We start from the raw sequence: 14,427 nt of genomic DNA on the forward strand, positions 1-14,427 counted from the left end.
TTACAGCGCGCAACCCACCAGCACCGGCTCCGGGTGCAAGATGATGCCGAACGTGTCGTGGACCCCGTCGCGCACGGTGCGCGCCAGGCTCAGCACGTCGCCGGTGGTCGCCCCGCCCCGGTTGGTCAGCGCCAGCGCATGCTTGCTGGACAGTCGCGCGACCGCACCCTCGCCCGGGTAGCCCTTGCCGAATCCGGCGCGCTCCACCAGCCAGCCGGCCGCCAGCTTCACCCCGCCGGGCGCGTCCCAGTGCGGAACCGGGCCGGCCTGACATTCAGCGATCTGACGGTAGGAATCATGGGGCACAACGGGATTGGTGAAGAACGAGCCCACACTCCAGGTGTCGTGGTCAGCCGCGTCGAGCACCATGCCTTTGGCGGACCGCAGCGCGAGCACCGCGGCACGTACCTCGGCCGGGTCAGCACGGTCGCCGTCACCGGCGCCCAGCGCGGTGGCCAGCTCGCCGTAGCGCAGCGGCGCGCTGCGCCCGGCGGGGTCGAGCTCGAATTCCACCTCCAGCACCACGGCGGCATCCGAGTGCTTCAGCACGCTGGTGCGGTACCCGAAGTTCAACTCCGCGGGCGGTGTCCAGCGCACGCTGCCGGTGCTGCGGTCCAGCAACAGCACCCGGGTCAAGGTGTCGGCGACCTCCGCGCCGTAAGCCCCGACGTTCTGCACCGGGGTGGCCCCGGCCGATCCGGGGATACCCGACAGGCATTCCAGCCCGCCCAGCCCGGCGGCGACGGCGGCGGCGACCACGTCGTCCCAGGCCGCACCGGCCTGGGCCCGCAGCAGATTGCCGTCGATCTCGATGGTGTCGCTGGCCAGCAGCACCACGGTCAGGTCGGTCAGGTCATCGGCGATCACCACATTGGAACCGCCGGACAGCAGCAGCGGGCGGACGCCGTCGCGGTCCAGGGCGCCCAGGGTCGCCACGATCTGCTCGGTATCGGCGCAGCGGATGACGCGTCGGGCGACCGGCCCGACCCGCAGGGTGGTCAACGGCGCCAACGGCACCGCCTCGGCGACACGCGCGCCCGCGAACTCAGAACCCGCCACGGCCGGTAACGGTAGCCTGACCAGCTATGCCGCGTACATTCACGCTCTCCGCGCACTATCCGGCGGGCGTCGAACAGGTGTATGCCGCATTCGCCGAGGAGCGGTACTGGCTGGCCCGACTCGCCGATTCCGGCGCCGACACGGTGGCGCTGGACTCGATGGCCGTCGACGCCGACGGCGGTGTCGACGTGGTCACCACGCAGGGCATACACCGGGACAAGCTGCCCGCGCTGGCGGCGCAGTTCCACCCCGGCGACCTGAATGTGACACGCCACGAGAGGTGGCGTCCGGTGCGTGACGGCAGGGCGCGCGCGGAGGTCACCGGCAAGATCGTCGGCGCACCGGCCAAGCTGTCCGGGGAGGCGGCGCTCGAACCGGCCGGCGGGGGCTGTGAGCTGACGCTGACGGCGACGGTGCAGGTCGACATCCCGCTGGTGGGCGGCAAGATCGAAAGCTTCATCGGCGCCCAGCTGGCCGAGCTGGTGGCCGCCGAGCAACGGTTCACCTCGACGTGGCTGCGCCACGGCGGCGCGCCCCGGCCGGAATAAGCTGGCGTCATGCGGATTGCGTGTGCGCAGCTTCTGAGCGGCACCGACCCGGCCGCCAACCTGGAGCTGGTGGCCGACTACACCGAGCGCGCCGCCGGACAGGGCGCGCAGCTGGTGCTGTTCCCGGAAGCCGCGATGTGCCGGTTCGGAGTGCCGCTGGGCCCGGTCGCCGAACCGCTCGACGGACCCTGGGCAACCCGGGTGCGCGAGATCGCCGACCGGGCCGGCGTCACCGTCATCACGGGGATGTTCACCCCAGCCGACGACGGGCGGGTCAGAAACACGCTGCTGGCCACCGGGCCCGGAACCGACGCGCACTATCACAAGATTCACCTGTACGACGCGTTCGGTTTCACCGAATCGCGCACGGTCGCACCGGGGTTCGATCCGGTAGTGATCGACGTCGAGGGCGTGGGCGTCGGCCTGTCCACCTGCTATGACATCCGGTTCCCGGCGCTGTACACCGAACTCGCCGACCGCGGTGCGCAGCTGATCGCGGTGTGCGCGTCCTGGGGGGCGGGGCCGGGGAAACTGCGGCAGTGGGAACTGCTGGCATGCGCCCGCGCGCTGGACTCCACCAGCTACGTCGCCGCCGTCGGGCAGGCCTTTCCCGGCGCCGACGGCCCGGCAGATTCCTCCGGCGCACCGACCGGGGTGGGTCACAGCCTGGTCGCCTCCCCGTGGGGTGAGGCGGTGGCGTCGGCCGAGGCGGCCCCGCAGCTGCTGGTCTGCGACATCGACCTCGACGTGGTCACCACGGCGCGCCGAACGCTGGCCGTGTTGAGCAACCGTGCCGACTTCGTTCAGGTCGGTAAGGCAGAATCGCGCGGGTGAGCAATCCGCCCGGACCTCCCCACGGTGACCAGTCACCTTGGGCGCGCCCCAGCGGCCAGCCCGAGCAGCAGCCCGGCCAGGGCAAACCCCCGCCCCCGCCGGAGCCGTCCGCCTCACCGACCCGGCAGATGCCGGTCGGCGGGCAGCGCGACGAACCCACCACCCGGATTCCCAGCGCGCCCGCCGCGCCCGCGCCGCCGCCACCGGGCCCGCCGCCGGCCGCACCGCCGGTTTCGCCGCCGCCGGCCGGTGAGCCGCCCACCACCGTCATCAAGACCCCGGCCGGCGATCACCGGCCGGCCAGGTTGCTGCGCGATCCGCTGGCCCTGGTCCTGATCTTCGTCACGGTGATCGCACTGGCACTGGCCGGTTTGATCGGCGCGGAACTGATCGCCCGCCGGATCGCCGACAACAAGGTGGCCAAGGCCACCGAGTGCGTGGTGCACGACAAGGCCACGGTGTCGTTCGGGGTGACGCCGCCGTTCCTGTGGCAGCACTTCACCGGCAACTACACCAACATCTCCATCCACACCGCGGGCAACCAGGTCAAAGACGCCAAGCAGATGACGGCCGACCTCAACATCTTCGACGTCGACCTGCACGGCACCGGCGACTCCAAGGGCACCATCGGCGCGCTGGACGCCACCCTGACCTGGCCGTCGGCCGGTATCAAGGAGACCGTCCAGTCGATGGTCCCGCTGCTGGGCAACCTGGTCTCGGATCTGAAGACCAATGCCCAGGACGGCACCGTGGAGCTCAAGGGCGCGTTCGGCCTGGCCACCGTCGTGGTCAAGCCCGAGGTGGTCAACGGTGCCCTGTCGCTGCAGGTGCAGAAACTCACCGGCCTGGGCGCGCTGACCCTGCCGCGCGAATCGATCCAGCCGGAGCTGGACCGATTCGCCCGGGAACTGACGAAGCGTTACCCGCTCGGCGTGCGCGCCGACAGCATCGAGGTCACCGACACCGGCGTGGTGGCGCGGTTCTCCAGCCGGGACGCCGCCATCCCGCGGAGCGACGACCCCTGCTTTGCCCACCTGTAACCTGCAGTGATGAGCACATCCGGGGCAGCTAATCACAAGCATCGGTTCACCGGCCTGCCGGCAGTGCTGCTGGCACTGACAGTGCTGCTGGTCGTGGCGGTGGTCGCGTTGTTCGGCGGACAGGCCTATGCGACGCACCGGGCCAAGAGCCTGGTCGCAGACGCGGTCCAGTGCGAAGCGGAGGACAGCGCCACGGTGTCGTTCGCCTCCGATCCGCCGGTGCTGGCCCAGTACTTGCGGGGCGACTATCCGCACATCTCGGTGCAGACCGCTGGCAACCAGATCCGCAAAGCCAAGGGCATGCAGCTGGACCTGGACATCCGCGACGTCCACGTGCAGAAGAGCGCTGATTCCAAAGGCTCCATCGGGTCGCTGGACGGCACCATCACCTGGCCGGCGGACGGCATCAAGCAGTCGATTCAGGATGTGGTCCCGGTGATCGGCAGCATCGTCACCGGCAAGGTCAGCACCGATCCGGACGCCGGCACCGTCGAGCTCAAGGGCCTGCTCAACCGTGCCACCGTCAAGCCGCAGATCGTCGACAACGGCTTGCACCTGGAGGTGGTGGAGCTTGAGGCGCTGGGCAAGGACCTGGACAGCGAGACCGTGCAGCGCAACCTCGATGACCTCACCGGCAAGGTGACCGGCGACCTGCCGCTGGGGATCCATATCGACAGCTCGCAGGTCACCGATTCCGGTGTGGTGGTGAAGTTTTCGACGCGGAACGCCACTATCCCGGCGTCGTCGTCGAGCCAGTGCTTCGCGAGGCTGTAAACGCTAGCCCAGCCCGTCGAGCACTGCCCGGGTGCCCGACAGTCCCAGCCGGGTCGCCCCGGCGTCCAGCATCGCCAGCGCATCGTCGGCGCTGCGGATGCCCCCGCTGGCCTTGACGCCGAGGCTGCCGCCGACGGTGTCGGCCATCAGCCTCACCGCGCGCACCGACGCCCCGCCGGCCGGGTGAAACCCGGTGGAGGTCTTGACGAAATCCGCGCCGGCGTCTGCGGCGGCGCGGCAGGCGGCGACCAGGGTGTCCTCACCGGCCAACTCCAACAGCGCCGCGGACTCCACGATCACCTTGAGCACGGCGTCGGGCGCGGCGGCCCGCACCGTGCCGACGTCGGCACCCACCGCGGTGAAGTCGCCCGCCGCCGCCGCGCCGACGTCGATGACCATGTCGATCTCGGTCGCCCCGGCCGCCACGGCCAGCGCCGCGTCCTGCGCTTTGACCACCGGCAGATGCTTGCCGGACGGGAAGCCCGCGACCGCGGCGATCCGGACGCCGGCCGGATTGGCCGCCGCGGCGACGGCCACCATCGACGGCGAGACGCACACCGCGGCGACACCGAGTTCGGCGGCTTCGGCGACGAGGGCGACGACCTGCTGGGGTGTGGCTTCGGGCTTGAGCAGGGTGTGGTCGACAAGTGCGGCCACCCGCGCACGGTCCCACCGGTGAGCAGACATCAGAAGGCCTCTTCCGCGGCGCCGGGGTTACAGCCGGATTCGAGCATCGCCACACCGTCGACGACGGGCCGCCACGGCTCCAGGTTCCAGCTGGTCTTGCCGGGCCGGGCGAACTCGGCATAGTTCCAGTGGCAGCGGAACTGGTCGCGCATGCTGACGGTGTCGGCCTCGGGGGCGGCGGCGAGCACTTCGCGCCAGGCCTGCTCCCCCTCGGCCGCGGCGTCCACCCGCGCCGCCGCGGCCCGGCCGGCCGGCGTCGGATACACCCGCAGGCTGACCAGTCCCGACCCGCCCGAGTAACTCACCCACTCGGTGCGGTCGACGAACGCCACGGTCTCGGCGGCGGCCGGCGCCGCAACGACCACTGCGGCCGCCAGGGCCGCGCACAGGATCGAACGCAACATCGCCGCTAGTGAGACTTGCCTTGAACCTCGAGCAATCGGGGCCGCACATCGACCAGGTAGACCCCGGCCGCGCAGGCGGCGATCGCCATGCCCATCACCTGCAGCACCAGCGCCAACAGGCCGCACACCCCGAGGATCACCAGCCATACCGGCTTGGTGAGCTTGTCGGCGGCGGTGTAAGCATCGGCGCGCTGCATCGCCGCGTGGACGAACGCGTACACGGCGGTCGCGAACACGACAAGCTGCAAAACGCCAAGGACGATACCCACCAGGCTCATAGCGACCACGCTGCAAGCCTATGCGGATACCGTCCTTGGCGTCGAACTGCGTTTACTTCTGGGTGACCTTCTTGGCCGGAGCCTTCTTGGCCGGGGCCTTCTTGGCGGCAGCCTTCTTGGCCCCGCCGGCCGGGGCAGCCTTCTTGGCGCCACCAGCCGGGGCAGCCTTCTTGGCTCCAGCCGCCGGGGAAGCCGTCTTGGCCTCCTCCTTCTGGGGCAGTTCGATGCCGACCAGCTTGGCGGCGCGCTCGCCGACCTCGCGGGTCTGGGTCGCGACGTTGCCCAGCACCTCCTGGGTCAGCTCGACGGCCTGGTCGACGTAACCCTCAACCTGCGCCGAGGCGTCATCGAGGCCGGACTGGTTGCGCAGTCGCTGGAGGGCGGCCTCACCGCGGGACACCAAATCGGCGTACCGGCCGCTGGCGGCCTCCACGTAGCCCTCGGCCGCCCTGCGCAGCTCGTCGGCGGTGAAGCGCTCGCGCAGCTCGGCGAACTGCTCGGGCAGCTCCTCCTGCAACTTGTTCAGCCGCGCACGGCTCTCCTCGACCCGGCTGGTGGCGTCCTCGCGGGCATCGCCGGCGCGGTCGCGCAGGGTGGCAACGAGGTCGGCCATGGTGGCCAGGGCCAGGTCGGCGGCGCCGATTGCGGCGAGCAGCGGGGCCTTCAGTTCGTCGATGTTCGGGTTCTCGGCCATGTCTGTTTCCTTTCGGTTGGGTTTCTGGCTTGTCGGTCAGGAGGACGAAGGATGATCAGGCAGGTGTCGTCTCCTCACCGTCGGCTTCGTTCTGCTGGACGAAGGAGCTGTAGATGTCGAGCAGAACCTGCTTTTGCCGTTCCGTGATCGCCGCGTCCGAAATGACGGCGTCGCGGACCTCGCTCTTCTCGCCGGGTTCCAGGATTCCCGCCCGGATGTAGAGCACCTCGGCGGAGACCCGCAGGGCCTTGGCGATCTGATTGAGGACGTCAGCGGAGGGCTTGCGCAACCCGCGCTCGATCTGGCTGAGGTAGGGATTGCTGACCCCGGCCTTGTCGGCCAGCTGCCGCATGGACACCTGCGCGGCTTCGCGCTGCGCCCGGATGAAGCTGCCGATGTCCGCCGCGGCCGTGGAGACGACGGCGGCGAGGTTTTCATCCTGCGACACCGGGGACCCCTTTCGTGGACTTACGACTGCTGACAAATGCCACGATACGGCCTAGTGCTAACTTTTGCAAGCACCTGCTAGCGCAGGTCAGAACATAAGTTGAGCTATGGCGTAGATCCCCAGCCCCGCCAGCGCACCCACCACGGTTCCGTTGATCCGGATAAATTGCAGGTCACGCCCGACGTGCAGTTCGATGCGCCGGCTGGCCTCCGCGGCGTCCCAGCGCTCGATGGTTTCGGTGATGATCGCGGTGATCTCCACCCCGTATTGGGCCACCAGGTGCTGCGCGGCGCGGACGATCCAGTTGTCCACTTTGTCGCGCAACTCGACGTCGTCCCGCAGCGACTCACCGATCTGCACCACCGCGGCGGCGACGCGGGTGCGCAGCGCGCCCGTCGGGTCGTCGACCCCCTCGAGCACGTACCGCTTGAGGGTCGCCCACGCCGTCGCCGCCGCTTTGGCGATCTCTTTGCGCGCCATCACCTGGTCCTTGACCGAGTCCGCTTTGGCGATGGTGGCCGCGTCGTACTGCAGGTCGTTGGCGAACTCGAACAGGAACCGGGTCGCGTTGCGGCGCAGTTCGTGGTCGGGGTTGCGGCGCACCTTGTCGGTGAAGTCCATCAACTCGCGGTGGATCCGGTCGCCGACCAGATGGTCGATGAACCGCGGCGACCAGGTGGGCGAGTCGCGCTCCACCACCCGCTGGATGACTTCGCCGGCGTTGAGCGACCACTGGAAGGCCCGGTCGGCCAGCAACTGGATCAACGCCTCCTGCCGATGCTCGGCGAGCAGGGTGCCCAGCATCCGGCCGACCGGTGGACCCCACTGCGGCTCGGCGATGCGCCGCACGATCATCCGGTCGATGACGTATGCGACCTCTTCGTCTCGCAGCAGTTCGACGAGCACCCGCAATACGGTCGCGGTCTCGGCGGCCACCCGCTCGGCGTGCGCCTGCTCCGAGAGCCACTTGCCCAGCCGCCCGGCGACCTGCGCGTCGCGCAGCTTGGTCTCCACCACCGGCGGTGACAGGAAGTTCTCCCGCACGAAGGTGCCCAGGCCCTCACCGAGTTGGTCCTTCTTGCGTTTGATGATTGCGGTGTGCGGGATCGGAATTCCCAGCGGGTGCTTGAACAGCGCGGTGACCGCGAACCAGTCCGCCAGGGCGCCCACCATGCCGGCCTCGGCGGCGGCGCCGACATAACCCACCCAGGTCGACGCGGTGCCGTCTGCCTGCGCCCACCGGCACAGCAGGAAGACGACGGTCGCGCCGAGCAGAAAGCTCAGCGCGACCACCTTCATCCGGCGCAGATCGCGCAGCCGTACCGCGTCGGCGGCCGGATCGGCGTCTGCGAAGGACTCTGCCAGCGACTGCACCGTCCGTGCAGCACCCGGCCACGTCGGGCGGTTGTCTCGATGCACCACGTCACCATCATCCGCCATCTTTGCCGCTCGGTATATGCGGCGATTCCAGCTTCGGCGTCGAGCCTCGCTAAACCGCCGGTAACTGTTACCGGCTCGCGAAGTTTGCTGGACCGCGCCGTATTATCTAATACGTCTAGTGAATGGGAATCCGCGATAGTGGCAGAGCAGCCTAGGGCCGGCACCGCCAAGACCGATGGTCGAAAGCGGCGTTGGCACCAGCACAAGGTCGACCGCCGAAACGACCTGATCGACGGCACGATCGAGGCGATCCGGCGCCGGGGCCGGTACGTGAGCATGGACGAGATCGCCGCCGAGGTCGGGGTGTCCAAGACGGTGCTCTACCGCTATTTCGTCGACAAGAACGACCTGACCACCGCGGTGATGATGCGCTTCGCGCAGACCACCCTGATCCCCAATATGGCGGCGGCGTTGTCGGCGAATCTGGACGGCTTCGACCTCGTCCGCGAGATCATCCGGGTGTACGTGCAGACGGTGGCCAACGAGCCCGAGCCGTACCGGTTCGTGATGGCCAACAGCTCGGCGTCCAAGAGCAAGGTGATCGCCGACTCCGAGCGCATCATCGCCCGGATGCTCGCGGTGATGCTGCGCCGTCGGATGAATGTGGTCGGCATGGACACCCAGGGGGTCGAGCCGTGGGCCTACATGATCGTCGGCGGGGTGCAGCTGGCCACCCACTCGTGGCTGCTGGACCCGCGGATGAGCGCCGACGACCTGATCGACTACCTGACGATGCTGAGCTGGAATGCGTTGTGCGGCATCGTCGAAGTGGGCGGGTCGCTGGAGAAATTCAGGGCCGGGCCGCACCCGTCGCCGATGTTGCCCTGGCGGCGGACCGCCCAGGCTCAGTAGGTGTAAAAACCCCGCCCGGACTTCTTGCCGAGCTGGCCGGCCTCGACCATGCGCAGCAGCAGCGGCGGCGCGGCGTAGAGCGGCTCCTTGAACTCCTCATACATCTTGTCCGCGATCAGCTTGAGGGTGTCCAGGCCGACCAGGTCGGACAGCCGCAGCGGGCCCATCGGGTGCGAGAGCCCGGCGACGATGGCCTTGTCGATGTCCTCGACGGTGGCGAAACCGGACTCCAGCATGCGCACCGCCGACAGCAGGTAGGGCACCAGCAGGGCGTTCACCACGAAGCCGGAGCGGTCCGAGCAGCGCACCACCTGCTTGCCCAGCACCGCGCTGGCGAACTGCTCGGTGCGGTCGGCGGCAGCGGGGTCGGTGACCAGCGTGCTGACCAGTTCCACCAGCGGCAGCACCGGCACCGGGTTGAAGAAGTGCAGTCCCAGCACCCGCTGCGGGTTAGCCGTGGCCGCGGCGATCTTCATGATCGGAATGGAGGAGGTGTTCGACGCCAGCACCGCGTCCGGGTCGGTGATCACCCGGTCCAGTTCGGCGAAGATCTTGGACTTCACGACGTCGTCTTCGATGACGGCCTCGATGACCAGCTGCCGGTCGGCCAGCTCGCCCAGGTCGGTGGTGAAGGTCAGGTTGGCCACGGCGTCGTCGCGCTCGCGTTCGGTGATCTTGCCCGCGCTCACCCCGCGCTCCAGCGACTTGACGATCCGGTTGCGGCCGGCGGTGACCAGGGCGTCGGTGGTTTCGAAGACCTTGACGCCGACGCCGGCGCGCGCCGACACCTCGGCGATGCCGGCGCCCATCTGCCCGGCTCCGATGACACCCACTCGTTGGATCGACACAGCACTCCTTGCGTTGGTACGGCGAACAGACACAAAAGCCCCTCGACACGTCGGTGCCAAGGGGCTTTCGTGTCTGCTCGGCAGATTAGTGGAACTGCCCCTCTTCGGTGGAGCCGGCCAGCGCCGTGGTCGACGACGTCGGGTCGACGGTGGTGGCGATCCGGTCGAAGTAGCCGGCACCGACCTCGCGCTGGTGGCGGGTGGCGGTGTAGCCCCGCTCCTCGGCGGCGAACTCGCGCTCCTGCAGCTCGACGTAGGCACTCATCTGGTTGCGGGCGTAGCCGTGGGCCAGATCGAACATCGAGTAGTTCAGCGCGTGGAAGCCGGCCAGCGTGATGAACTGGAACTTGAAGCCCATCGCACCCAGCTCGTTCTGGAACTTGGCGATGGTGTCGTCGTCGAGGTGCTGGCGCCAGTTGAACGACGGCGAGCAGTTGTAGGCCAGCATCTGGTCGGGGAACTCGGCCTTGACGCCCTCGGCGAACTTACGGGCCAGCTCCAGGTCCGGCGTGCCGGTCTCCATCCAGATCAGGTCGGCGTAAGGGGCGTAGGCCTTGGCCCGCGCGATGCACGGCTCCAGGCCGTTGCGCACCCGGTAGAAGCCCTCGGCGGTCCGGTCACCGGTGATGAACGGCTGGTCGCGCTCATCGACATCGGAGGTGATCAGCGTGGCGGCCTCGGCGTCGGTGCGGGCGATCACCACGGTCGGCACGCCGGCCACGTCGGCGGCCAGCCGGGCCGAGGTCAGCGTGCGGATGTGCTGCTGGGTGGGGATCAGCACCTTGCCGCCCAGGTGGCCGCACTTCTTCTCCGAGGCCAGCTGGTCCTCCCAGTGCGAACCCGCGACGCCCGCGGCGATCATCGCCTTCTGCAGCTCGTAGACGTTCAGCGCGCCACCGAAGCCGGCTTCACCATCGGCCACGATCGGGGCCAGCCAGTTCTCCACCGAGGTGTCGCCCTCGACCTTGGCGATCTCGTCGGCGCGCAGCAGCGCGTTGTTGATCCGGCGCACCACCTGCGGCACCGAGTTGGCCGGGTAGAGACTCTGGTCGGGGTAGGTGTGGCCGCTCAGGTTCGCGTCACCGGCGACCTGCCAACCGGACAGGTAGATGGCCTTCAGGCCGGCCCGGACCTGCTGGACGGCCATGTTGCCGGTCAGCGCGCCGAGGGCGTTGATGTAGTCCAGGTCGTGCAGCTGCTCCCAGAGCACCTCGGCGCCGCGGCGGGCCAGGGTGTGCTCCTCGACGACGTGGCCCTGCAGGGCGACAACGTCTTCGGCCGAGTAGGTGCGGGTGACGCCCTTCCAGCGCGGGTTGTTGTCCCAGTCGTGCTGGATCTGCTCGGGGCTCTTCGGCGTGCCAACGGTCGACATGGCTACTCCTTCTGGGTCGCGATCGTCGGGCGCTTCTCGAATTTGCCAAACACCCCGACGGATTCACTGGTGTGTTAAGGCGACCTTGGCACAGCACATCAGCCCAGGTCCACTGGTTTTCGTTGCCAACTTTGGCAAAACAGTACGAGCGTTATGCGAAGTTTGCGAAGAATCTATGGGACACACTGTCGTGGCGCGCACGCAATAAGCTACCGGCGGGTAACATATCCGCACAGGTCAACCGGGGTATTAGCAGTACGCCCGTACTGACTAGAACGTGTTACAGCGGAAAGATCGCGGCGAGCGCTTTCACCTCTTCGCCGACGACGTATGTGAGCGTTCTAACAGCACGATCAGCCAGTGCGGAGCCGAAGCGATCGGTCGATCCAGCCGGGTGAATATGCGAGACGATCTCTAGTTTGTCGCCCAGCGCCACGGCAGCGTCGTGTTCCAGCGTCACTCGCAGCGGCGCCGCGAGCAGTTCGGGGTAACTCGACAGGTAGTCCTCGACCACGCTCCAGTACACCGAGTTGTTCACGTGGTCGAACAGGTCGATGTCAGTGAACCGGATCGGGTACTCGTGGATCTCGGCCGAGTCCTCCCGGTCACCGGCTTTCAGGTAGGCCTTCCAGCGCAACCGGTCGACGCTGGTGGTGCGTTTCAGTCCGGCCAGGAAGTCGTCGGAGATGCGCGATGGGCCCTGCGTCTCGCGGTTGATGTTGATCCAGAACGCCTCGGATTCGATCAGCCCGCCGCTGCGTTTCCCGTCGATGCGGACCCGCATCTCGCACCAGCGGTTGGAGGTGCCCGAACACCAGCGCCGCACCCGCAGCATGTCCTGGAACTCGATCGGGCGGATCAGGTCCATCATCGTGCGGCGCACGATCCACAGTGGGTGGGTCTCCTGGTAGCCGCCCTCGCGCAACTGGTCCTGGCCGATGTCCTGGATGTGCCGGGCAGCCGCGTCCATCCGGAGCCGGCCGGCCCGGTCGATGTCGGCGACTCGCAGCGGCCACTGCCGGTCGAACACATCGGGATGCGGGTCGGGCACCGGCATCAAAACCTTGGCCAAACCGGTCGGCTCGTCTGTCTGCTGCATCGCGATGCTCCCCGTAGATTTCCCTGAGCGATCATGCCATGCCAATAATGCGAACGCGGCCTTCGCAACGGGTAACCTCGGCGGCGTGGCCAAGACCTACGTCGGTTCCCGGGTGCGCCAGCTGCGCAGCGAGCGCGGGTTCAGTCAGGCCGCACTGGCGCAGATGTTGGAGATCTCACCGAGTTACCTCAACCAGATCGAGCACGACGTCCGGCCGCTGACGGTGGCGGTGCTGCTGCGCATTACCGAGGTCTTCGGGGTCGACGCCACCTTCTTCGCCTCCCAGGACGACACCCGGCTGGTCGCCGAGTTGCGCGAGGTCACCATGGACCGCGACCTGGACATCGACGTCGCACTGACCGAGGTGGCCGAATTGGTCAGCGCCCACCCCAAATTGGCCCGCGCGATGGTCAACCTGCACCGCCGCTACCGGATCACCACCGCCCAACTCGCCGCGGCCACCGAAGAGCGCTACACCGACGGCAGCGGCACCGGCGCGATCACCATGCCGCACGAAGAGGTCCGCGACTACTTCTATCAGCGACAGAACTACCTGCACGAACTCGACACCGCCGCCGAGCAGCTGGCCACCCGGATGCGCCGGCACCAGGGCGAGCTGGCCGTCGAGTTAGCCAACCGGCTCACCGAGGTACACGGCGTGCACATCAACCGCCGGATCGATCTGGGCGACACGGTGCTGCACCGCTACGACGCGACGACCAAGACCCTGGACATCTCCACCCACCTGTCCTGGGGCCAGCGGGTTTTCAAGATGGCCGCCGAGCTGGCCTACCTGGAATTCGACGACCAGATCTCGGCGATGGTCGACGAGGGCAAGTTCACCTCGAAGGACTCGCGGACTCTGGCCAGGCTGGGGCTGGCCAATTACTTCGCCGCGGCGATCGTGTTGCCCTACGGGCAGTTCCACGACAGTGCCGAGACGTTCCGCTACGACATCGAGCGACTGTCGGCGTTCTACCGGGTCAGCTACGAGACCATCGCCCACCGCCTTTCCACCCTGCAGCGGCCGTCGATGCGCGGCGTGCCGTTCTCCTTCGTCCGCGTCGATCGCGCAGGAAACATGTCAAAACGCCAGTCGGCCACCGGCTTTCACTTCTCCTCCAGCGGCGGTACCTGCCCGCTGTGGAACGTCTACGAGACGTTCGGCAACCCGGGCAAGATCGGCGTGCAGATCGCGGAGATGCCCGACGGCCGCAAGTACCTGTGGGTGGCGCGCACCGTCGAGCGCCGAGCGTCGCGCTGGGGCCAACCGGGCAAGACCTTCGCTATCGGGCTGGGCTGCGAACTGCGCCAGGCCCACCGGCTGGTCTACTCCGAAGGACTGGATCTCAACGGTGATAACGCCACCCCGATCGGGGCGGGCTGCCGGGTCTGCGAACGCGACAACTGCCCGCAACGGGCGTTCCCGGCGCTGGGCCGTGACCTTGATCTCAACGAACACCGCAGCACGGTGTCGCCGTATCTGGTAAAGCAACAGCGGTGAACTCTCGCATCCCCGAAGCCCCCGGCCTGCGCGACCTCGGTCTCGCCAACTGGCTGGTCTGCAAAGTCATCGCCCGTCGTCAGCAAGTGCCAAGGGCGCACCTGTTCACCACGCTGGGCCAGCACCGGCGATTGATGTGGTCCTGGCTGCCGTTCGGCGGGATGTTGATGCGGGGCGGCAAGCTGTCCACCCGCGACACCGAGTTCGTGATCCTGCGGGTCGGCCACCTGCGTGACAGCCAGTACGAACTGCAGCACCATCGCCGAATGGGCCGTGCGGCCGGCCTCGACGACGACACCCAGGCGCGCATCTTCGAAGGCCCCGACGGCCCCCGTGTCGACGAGCTCACCGCTCGCCAGCGCGCCATGCTGACCGCGATTGACGAACTCGTCGGCACCCGCACCCTCTCCGATGCCACCTGGGCGGAGTTGTCGAAGCATCTGGATCGTCCGCGGCTGATCGAATTCGTGATGCTGACATCCCAATACGACGCACTGGCCGCCACCTTGAGCGCACTGCGGGTGCCGCTGGACTTCGACGAGTAGC

At 68.1% G+C, this 14,427-nt stretch carries 17 protein-coding genes; 7 read left to right on the plus strand and 10 right to left on the minus strand.

The features are described from left to right. Positions 1–1,059 (minus strand): UDP-N-acetylmuramate dehydrogenase, encoded by a 1,059-nt coding sequence (locus ACAG20_RS14285; RefSeq protein WP_370493004.1) that lies wholly within the window; start codon positions 1,057–1,059, stop codon positions 1–3. 26 nt (positions 1,060–1,085) lie between these two features. Between ACAG20_RS14285 and ACAG20_RS14290 the strand changes: the two genes are divergently transcribed. The 4 genes from ACAG20_RS14290 to ACAG20_RS14305 are packed head-to-tail and all read left to right on the plus strand — an operon-like array spanning position 1,086 to position 4,255. Next, on the plus strand, positions 1,086–1,607 hold the full coding sequence (locus ACAG20_RS14290; RefSeq protein WP_370493005.1) for a DUF2505 domain-containing protein: 522 nt from the start codon (positions 1,086–1,088) through the stop codon (positions 1,605–1,607). A 9-nt stretch (positions 1,608–1,616) separates the two neighbouring features. Further along, entirely contained in the window at positions 1,617–2,441 is an 825-nt protein-coding gene (locus ACAG20_RS14295) for a carbon-nitrogen hydrolase family protein (protein WP_370493006.1), read from the plus strand. After that, positions 2,438–3,481, plus strand: a complete 1,044-nt coding sequence (locus ACAG20_RS14300; protein WP_370493007.1) for a DUF2993 domain-containing protein — start codon at positions 2,438–2,440, stop codon at positions 3,479–3,481. The genes ACAG20_RS14295 and ACAG20_RS14300 overlap by 4 nt, the downstream gene beginning before the upstream one ends. A gap of 9 nt (positions 3,482–3,490) precedes the next feature. Then, the gene (locus ACAG20_RS14305; protein ID WP_370493008.1) at positions 3,491–4,255 is read left to right on the plus strand and encodes a DUF2993 domain-containing protein; all 765 of its coding nucleotides are present in this window, start codon (positions 3,491–3,493) and stop codon (positions 4,253–4,255) included. Positions 4,256–4,258: 3 nt separating this feature from the next. On the opposite strand, the gene deoC is transcribed toward ACAG20_RS14305, so the two are convergent. The 6 genes from deoC to ACAG20_RS14335 form a co-directional block, all read right to left on the minus strand. Further along, positions 4,259–4,942: a deoxyribose-phosphate aldolase gene (gene deoC, locus ACAG20_RS14310; RefSeq protein WP_370493009.1), complete on the minus strand. Its 684-nt coding sequence runs from the start codon at positions 4,940–4,942 to the stop codon at positions 4,259–4,261. Further along, complete coding sequence (locus ACAG20_RS14315; protein ID WP_370493010.1) at positions 4,942–5,346, minus strand: DUF2599 domain-containing protein; 405 nt, start codon at positions 5,344–5,346, stop codon at positions 4,942–4,944. The genes deoC and ACAG20_RS14315 overlap by 1 nt, the downstream gene beginning before the upstream one ends. A gap of 5 nt (positions 5,347–5,351) precedes the next feature. Then, positions 5,352–5,624: a DUF2516 family protein gene (locus ACAG20_RS14320; protein ID WP_112684149.1), complete on the minus strand. Its 273-nt coding sequence runs from the start codon at positions 5,622–5,624 to the stop codon at positions 5,352–5,354. A gap of 52 nt (positions 5,625–5,676) precedes the next feature. Next, a complete protein-coding gene (locus ACAG20_RS14325; RefSeq protein ID WP_370493011.1) occupies positions 5,677–6,318 on the minus strand; it encodes a heparin-binding hemagglutinin in 642 nt (213 codons plus the stop codon). 55 nt (positions 6,319–6,373) lie between these two features. Further along, the gene (locus tag ACAG20_RS14330) at positions 6,374–6,766 is read right to left on the minus strand and encodes a helix-turn-helix domain-containing protein (protein ID WP_112684147.1); all 393 of its coding nucleotides are present in this window, start codon (positions 6,764–6,766) and stop codon (positions 6,374–6,376) included. 87 nt (positions 6,767–6,853) lie between these two features. Next, complete coding sequence (locus tag ACAG20_RS14335) at positions 6,854–8,206, minus strand: DUF445 domain-containing protein (RefSeq protein WP_370493012.1); 1,353 nt, start codon at positions 8,204–8,206, stop codon at positions 6,854–6,856. 138 nt (positions 8,207–8,344) lie between these two features. Between ACAG20_RS14335 and ACAG20_RS14340 the strand changes: the two genes are divergently transcribed. After that, a complete protein-coding gene (locus ACAG20_RS14340; RefSeq protein ID WP_370493013.1) occupies positions 8,345–9,058 on the plus strand; it encodes a TetR/AcrR family transcriptional regulator in 714 nt (237 codons plus the stop codon). Here the strand turns inward: ACAG20_RS14340 and ACAG20_RS14345 are convergent. The 3 genes from ACAG20_RS14345 to ACAG20_RS14355 all read right to left on the minus strand — a co-directional run bounded on the left by ACAG20_RS14345 (position 9,052) and on the right by ACAG20_RS14355 (position 12,377). Further along, the gene (locus ACAG20_RS14345) at positions 9,052–9,906 is read right to left on the minus strand and encodes a 3-hydroxybutyryl-CoA dehydrogenase (RefSeq protein ID WP_370493014.1); all 855 of its coding nucleotides are present in this window, start codon (positions 9,904–9,906) and stop codon (positions 9,052–9,054) included. The two genes, ACAG20_RS14340 and ACAG20_RS14345, sit on opposite strands and share 7 nt — an antisense overlap. Before the next feature lie 85 nt (positions 9,907–9,991). Then, entirely contained in the window at positions 9,992–11,278 is a 1,287-nt protein-coding gene (gene aceA, locus ACAG20_RS14350; protein WP_370493015.1) for an isocitrate lyase, read from the minus strand. A gap of 280 nt (positions 11,279–11,558) precedes the next feature. Continuing rightward, the gene (locus tag ACAG20_RS14355; RefSeq protein ID WP_370493016.1) at positions 11,559–12,377 is read right to left on the minus strand and encodes an acyl-ACP thioesterase domain-containing protein; all 819 of its coding nucleotides are present in this window, start codon (positions 12,375–12,377) and stop codon (positions 11,559–11,561) included. 85 nt (positions 12,378–12,462) lie between these two features. Here ACAG20_RS14355 and ramB point away from each other — a divergent pair, with 85 nt between their 5' ends. Both ramB and ACAG20_RS14365 read left to right on the plus strand, forming a co-directional pair. Continuing rightward, positions 12,463–13,881, plus strand: a complete 1,419-nt coding sequence (gene ramB / locus ACAG20_RS14360) for an acetate metabolism transcriptional regulator RamB (RefSeq protein WP_370493017.1) — start codon at positions 12,463–12,465, stop codon at positions 13,879–13,881. Then, entirely contained in the window at positions 13,878–14,426 is a 549-nt protein-coding gene (locus ACAG20_RS14365; protein ID WP_112684140.1) for a carboxymuconolactone decarboxylase family protein, read from the plus strand. The genes ramB and ACAG20_RS14365 overlap by 4 nt, the downstream gene beginning before the upstream one ends. Position 14,427 lies beyond the last annotated feature (1 nt).

This window comes from Mycobacterium sp. pW045, from assembly GCF_041287085.1.
Taxonomy (GTDB): domain Bacteria; phylum Actinomycetota; class Actinomycetes; order Mycobacteriales; family Mycobacteriaceae; genus Mycobacterium; species Mycobacterium algericum_A.

Coding starts and splice junctions, on each gene's coding strand:
- ACAG20_RS14290 (WP_370493005.1), top strand. CDS start 1,086: ATGCCGCGTACATTCACGCTCTCCGCGCACTATCCGGCGGGCGTCGAA.
- ACAG20_RS14295 (WP_370493006.1), top strand. CDS start 1,617: ATGCGGATTGCGTGTGCGCAGCTTCTGAGCGGCACCGACCCGGCCGCC.
- ACAG20_RS14305 (WP_370493008.1), top strand. CDS start 3,491: ATGAGCACATCCGGGGCAGCTAATCACAAGCATCGGTTCACCGGCCTG.
- deoC (WP_370493009.1), bottom strand. CDS start 4,942: ATGTCTGCTCACCGGTGGGACCGTGCGCGGGTGGCCGCACTTGTCGAC.
- ACAG20_RS14320 (WP_112684149.1), bottom strand. CDS start 5,624: ATGAGCCTGGTGGGTATCGTCCTTGGCGTTTTGCAGCTTGTCGTGTTC.
- ACAG20_RS14315 (WP_370493010.1), bottom strand. CDS start 5,346: ATGTTGCGTTCGATCCTGTGCGCGGCCCTGGCGGCCGCAGTGGTCGTT.
- ACAG20_RS14355 (WP_370493016.1), bottom strand. CDS start 12,377: ATGCAGCAGACAGACGAGCCGACCGGTTTGGCCAAGGTTTTGATGCCG.
- ACAG20_RS14335 (WP_370493012.1), bottom strand. CDS start 8,206: ATGGCGGATGATGGTGACGTGGTGCATCGAGACAACCGCCCGACGTGG.
- ACAG20_RS14325 (WP_370493011.1), bottom strand. CDS start 6,318: ATGGCCGAGAACCCGAACATCGACGAACTGAAGGCCCCGCTGCTCGCC.
- aceA (WP_370493015.1), bottom strand. CDS start 11,278: ATGTCGACCGTTGGCACGCCGAAGAGCCCCGAGCAGATCCAGCACGAC.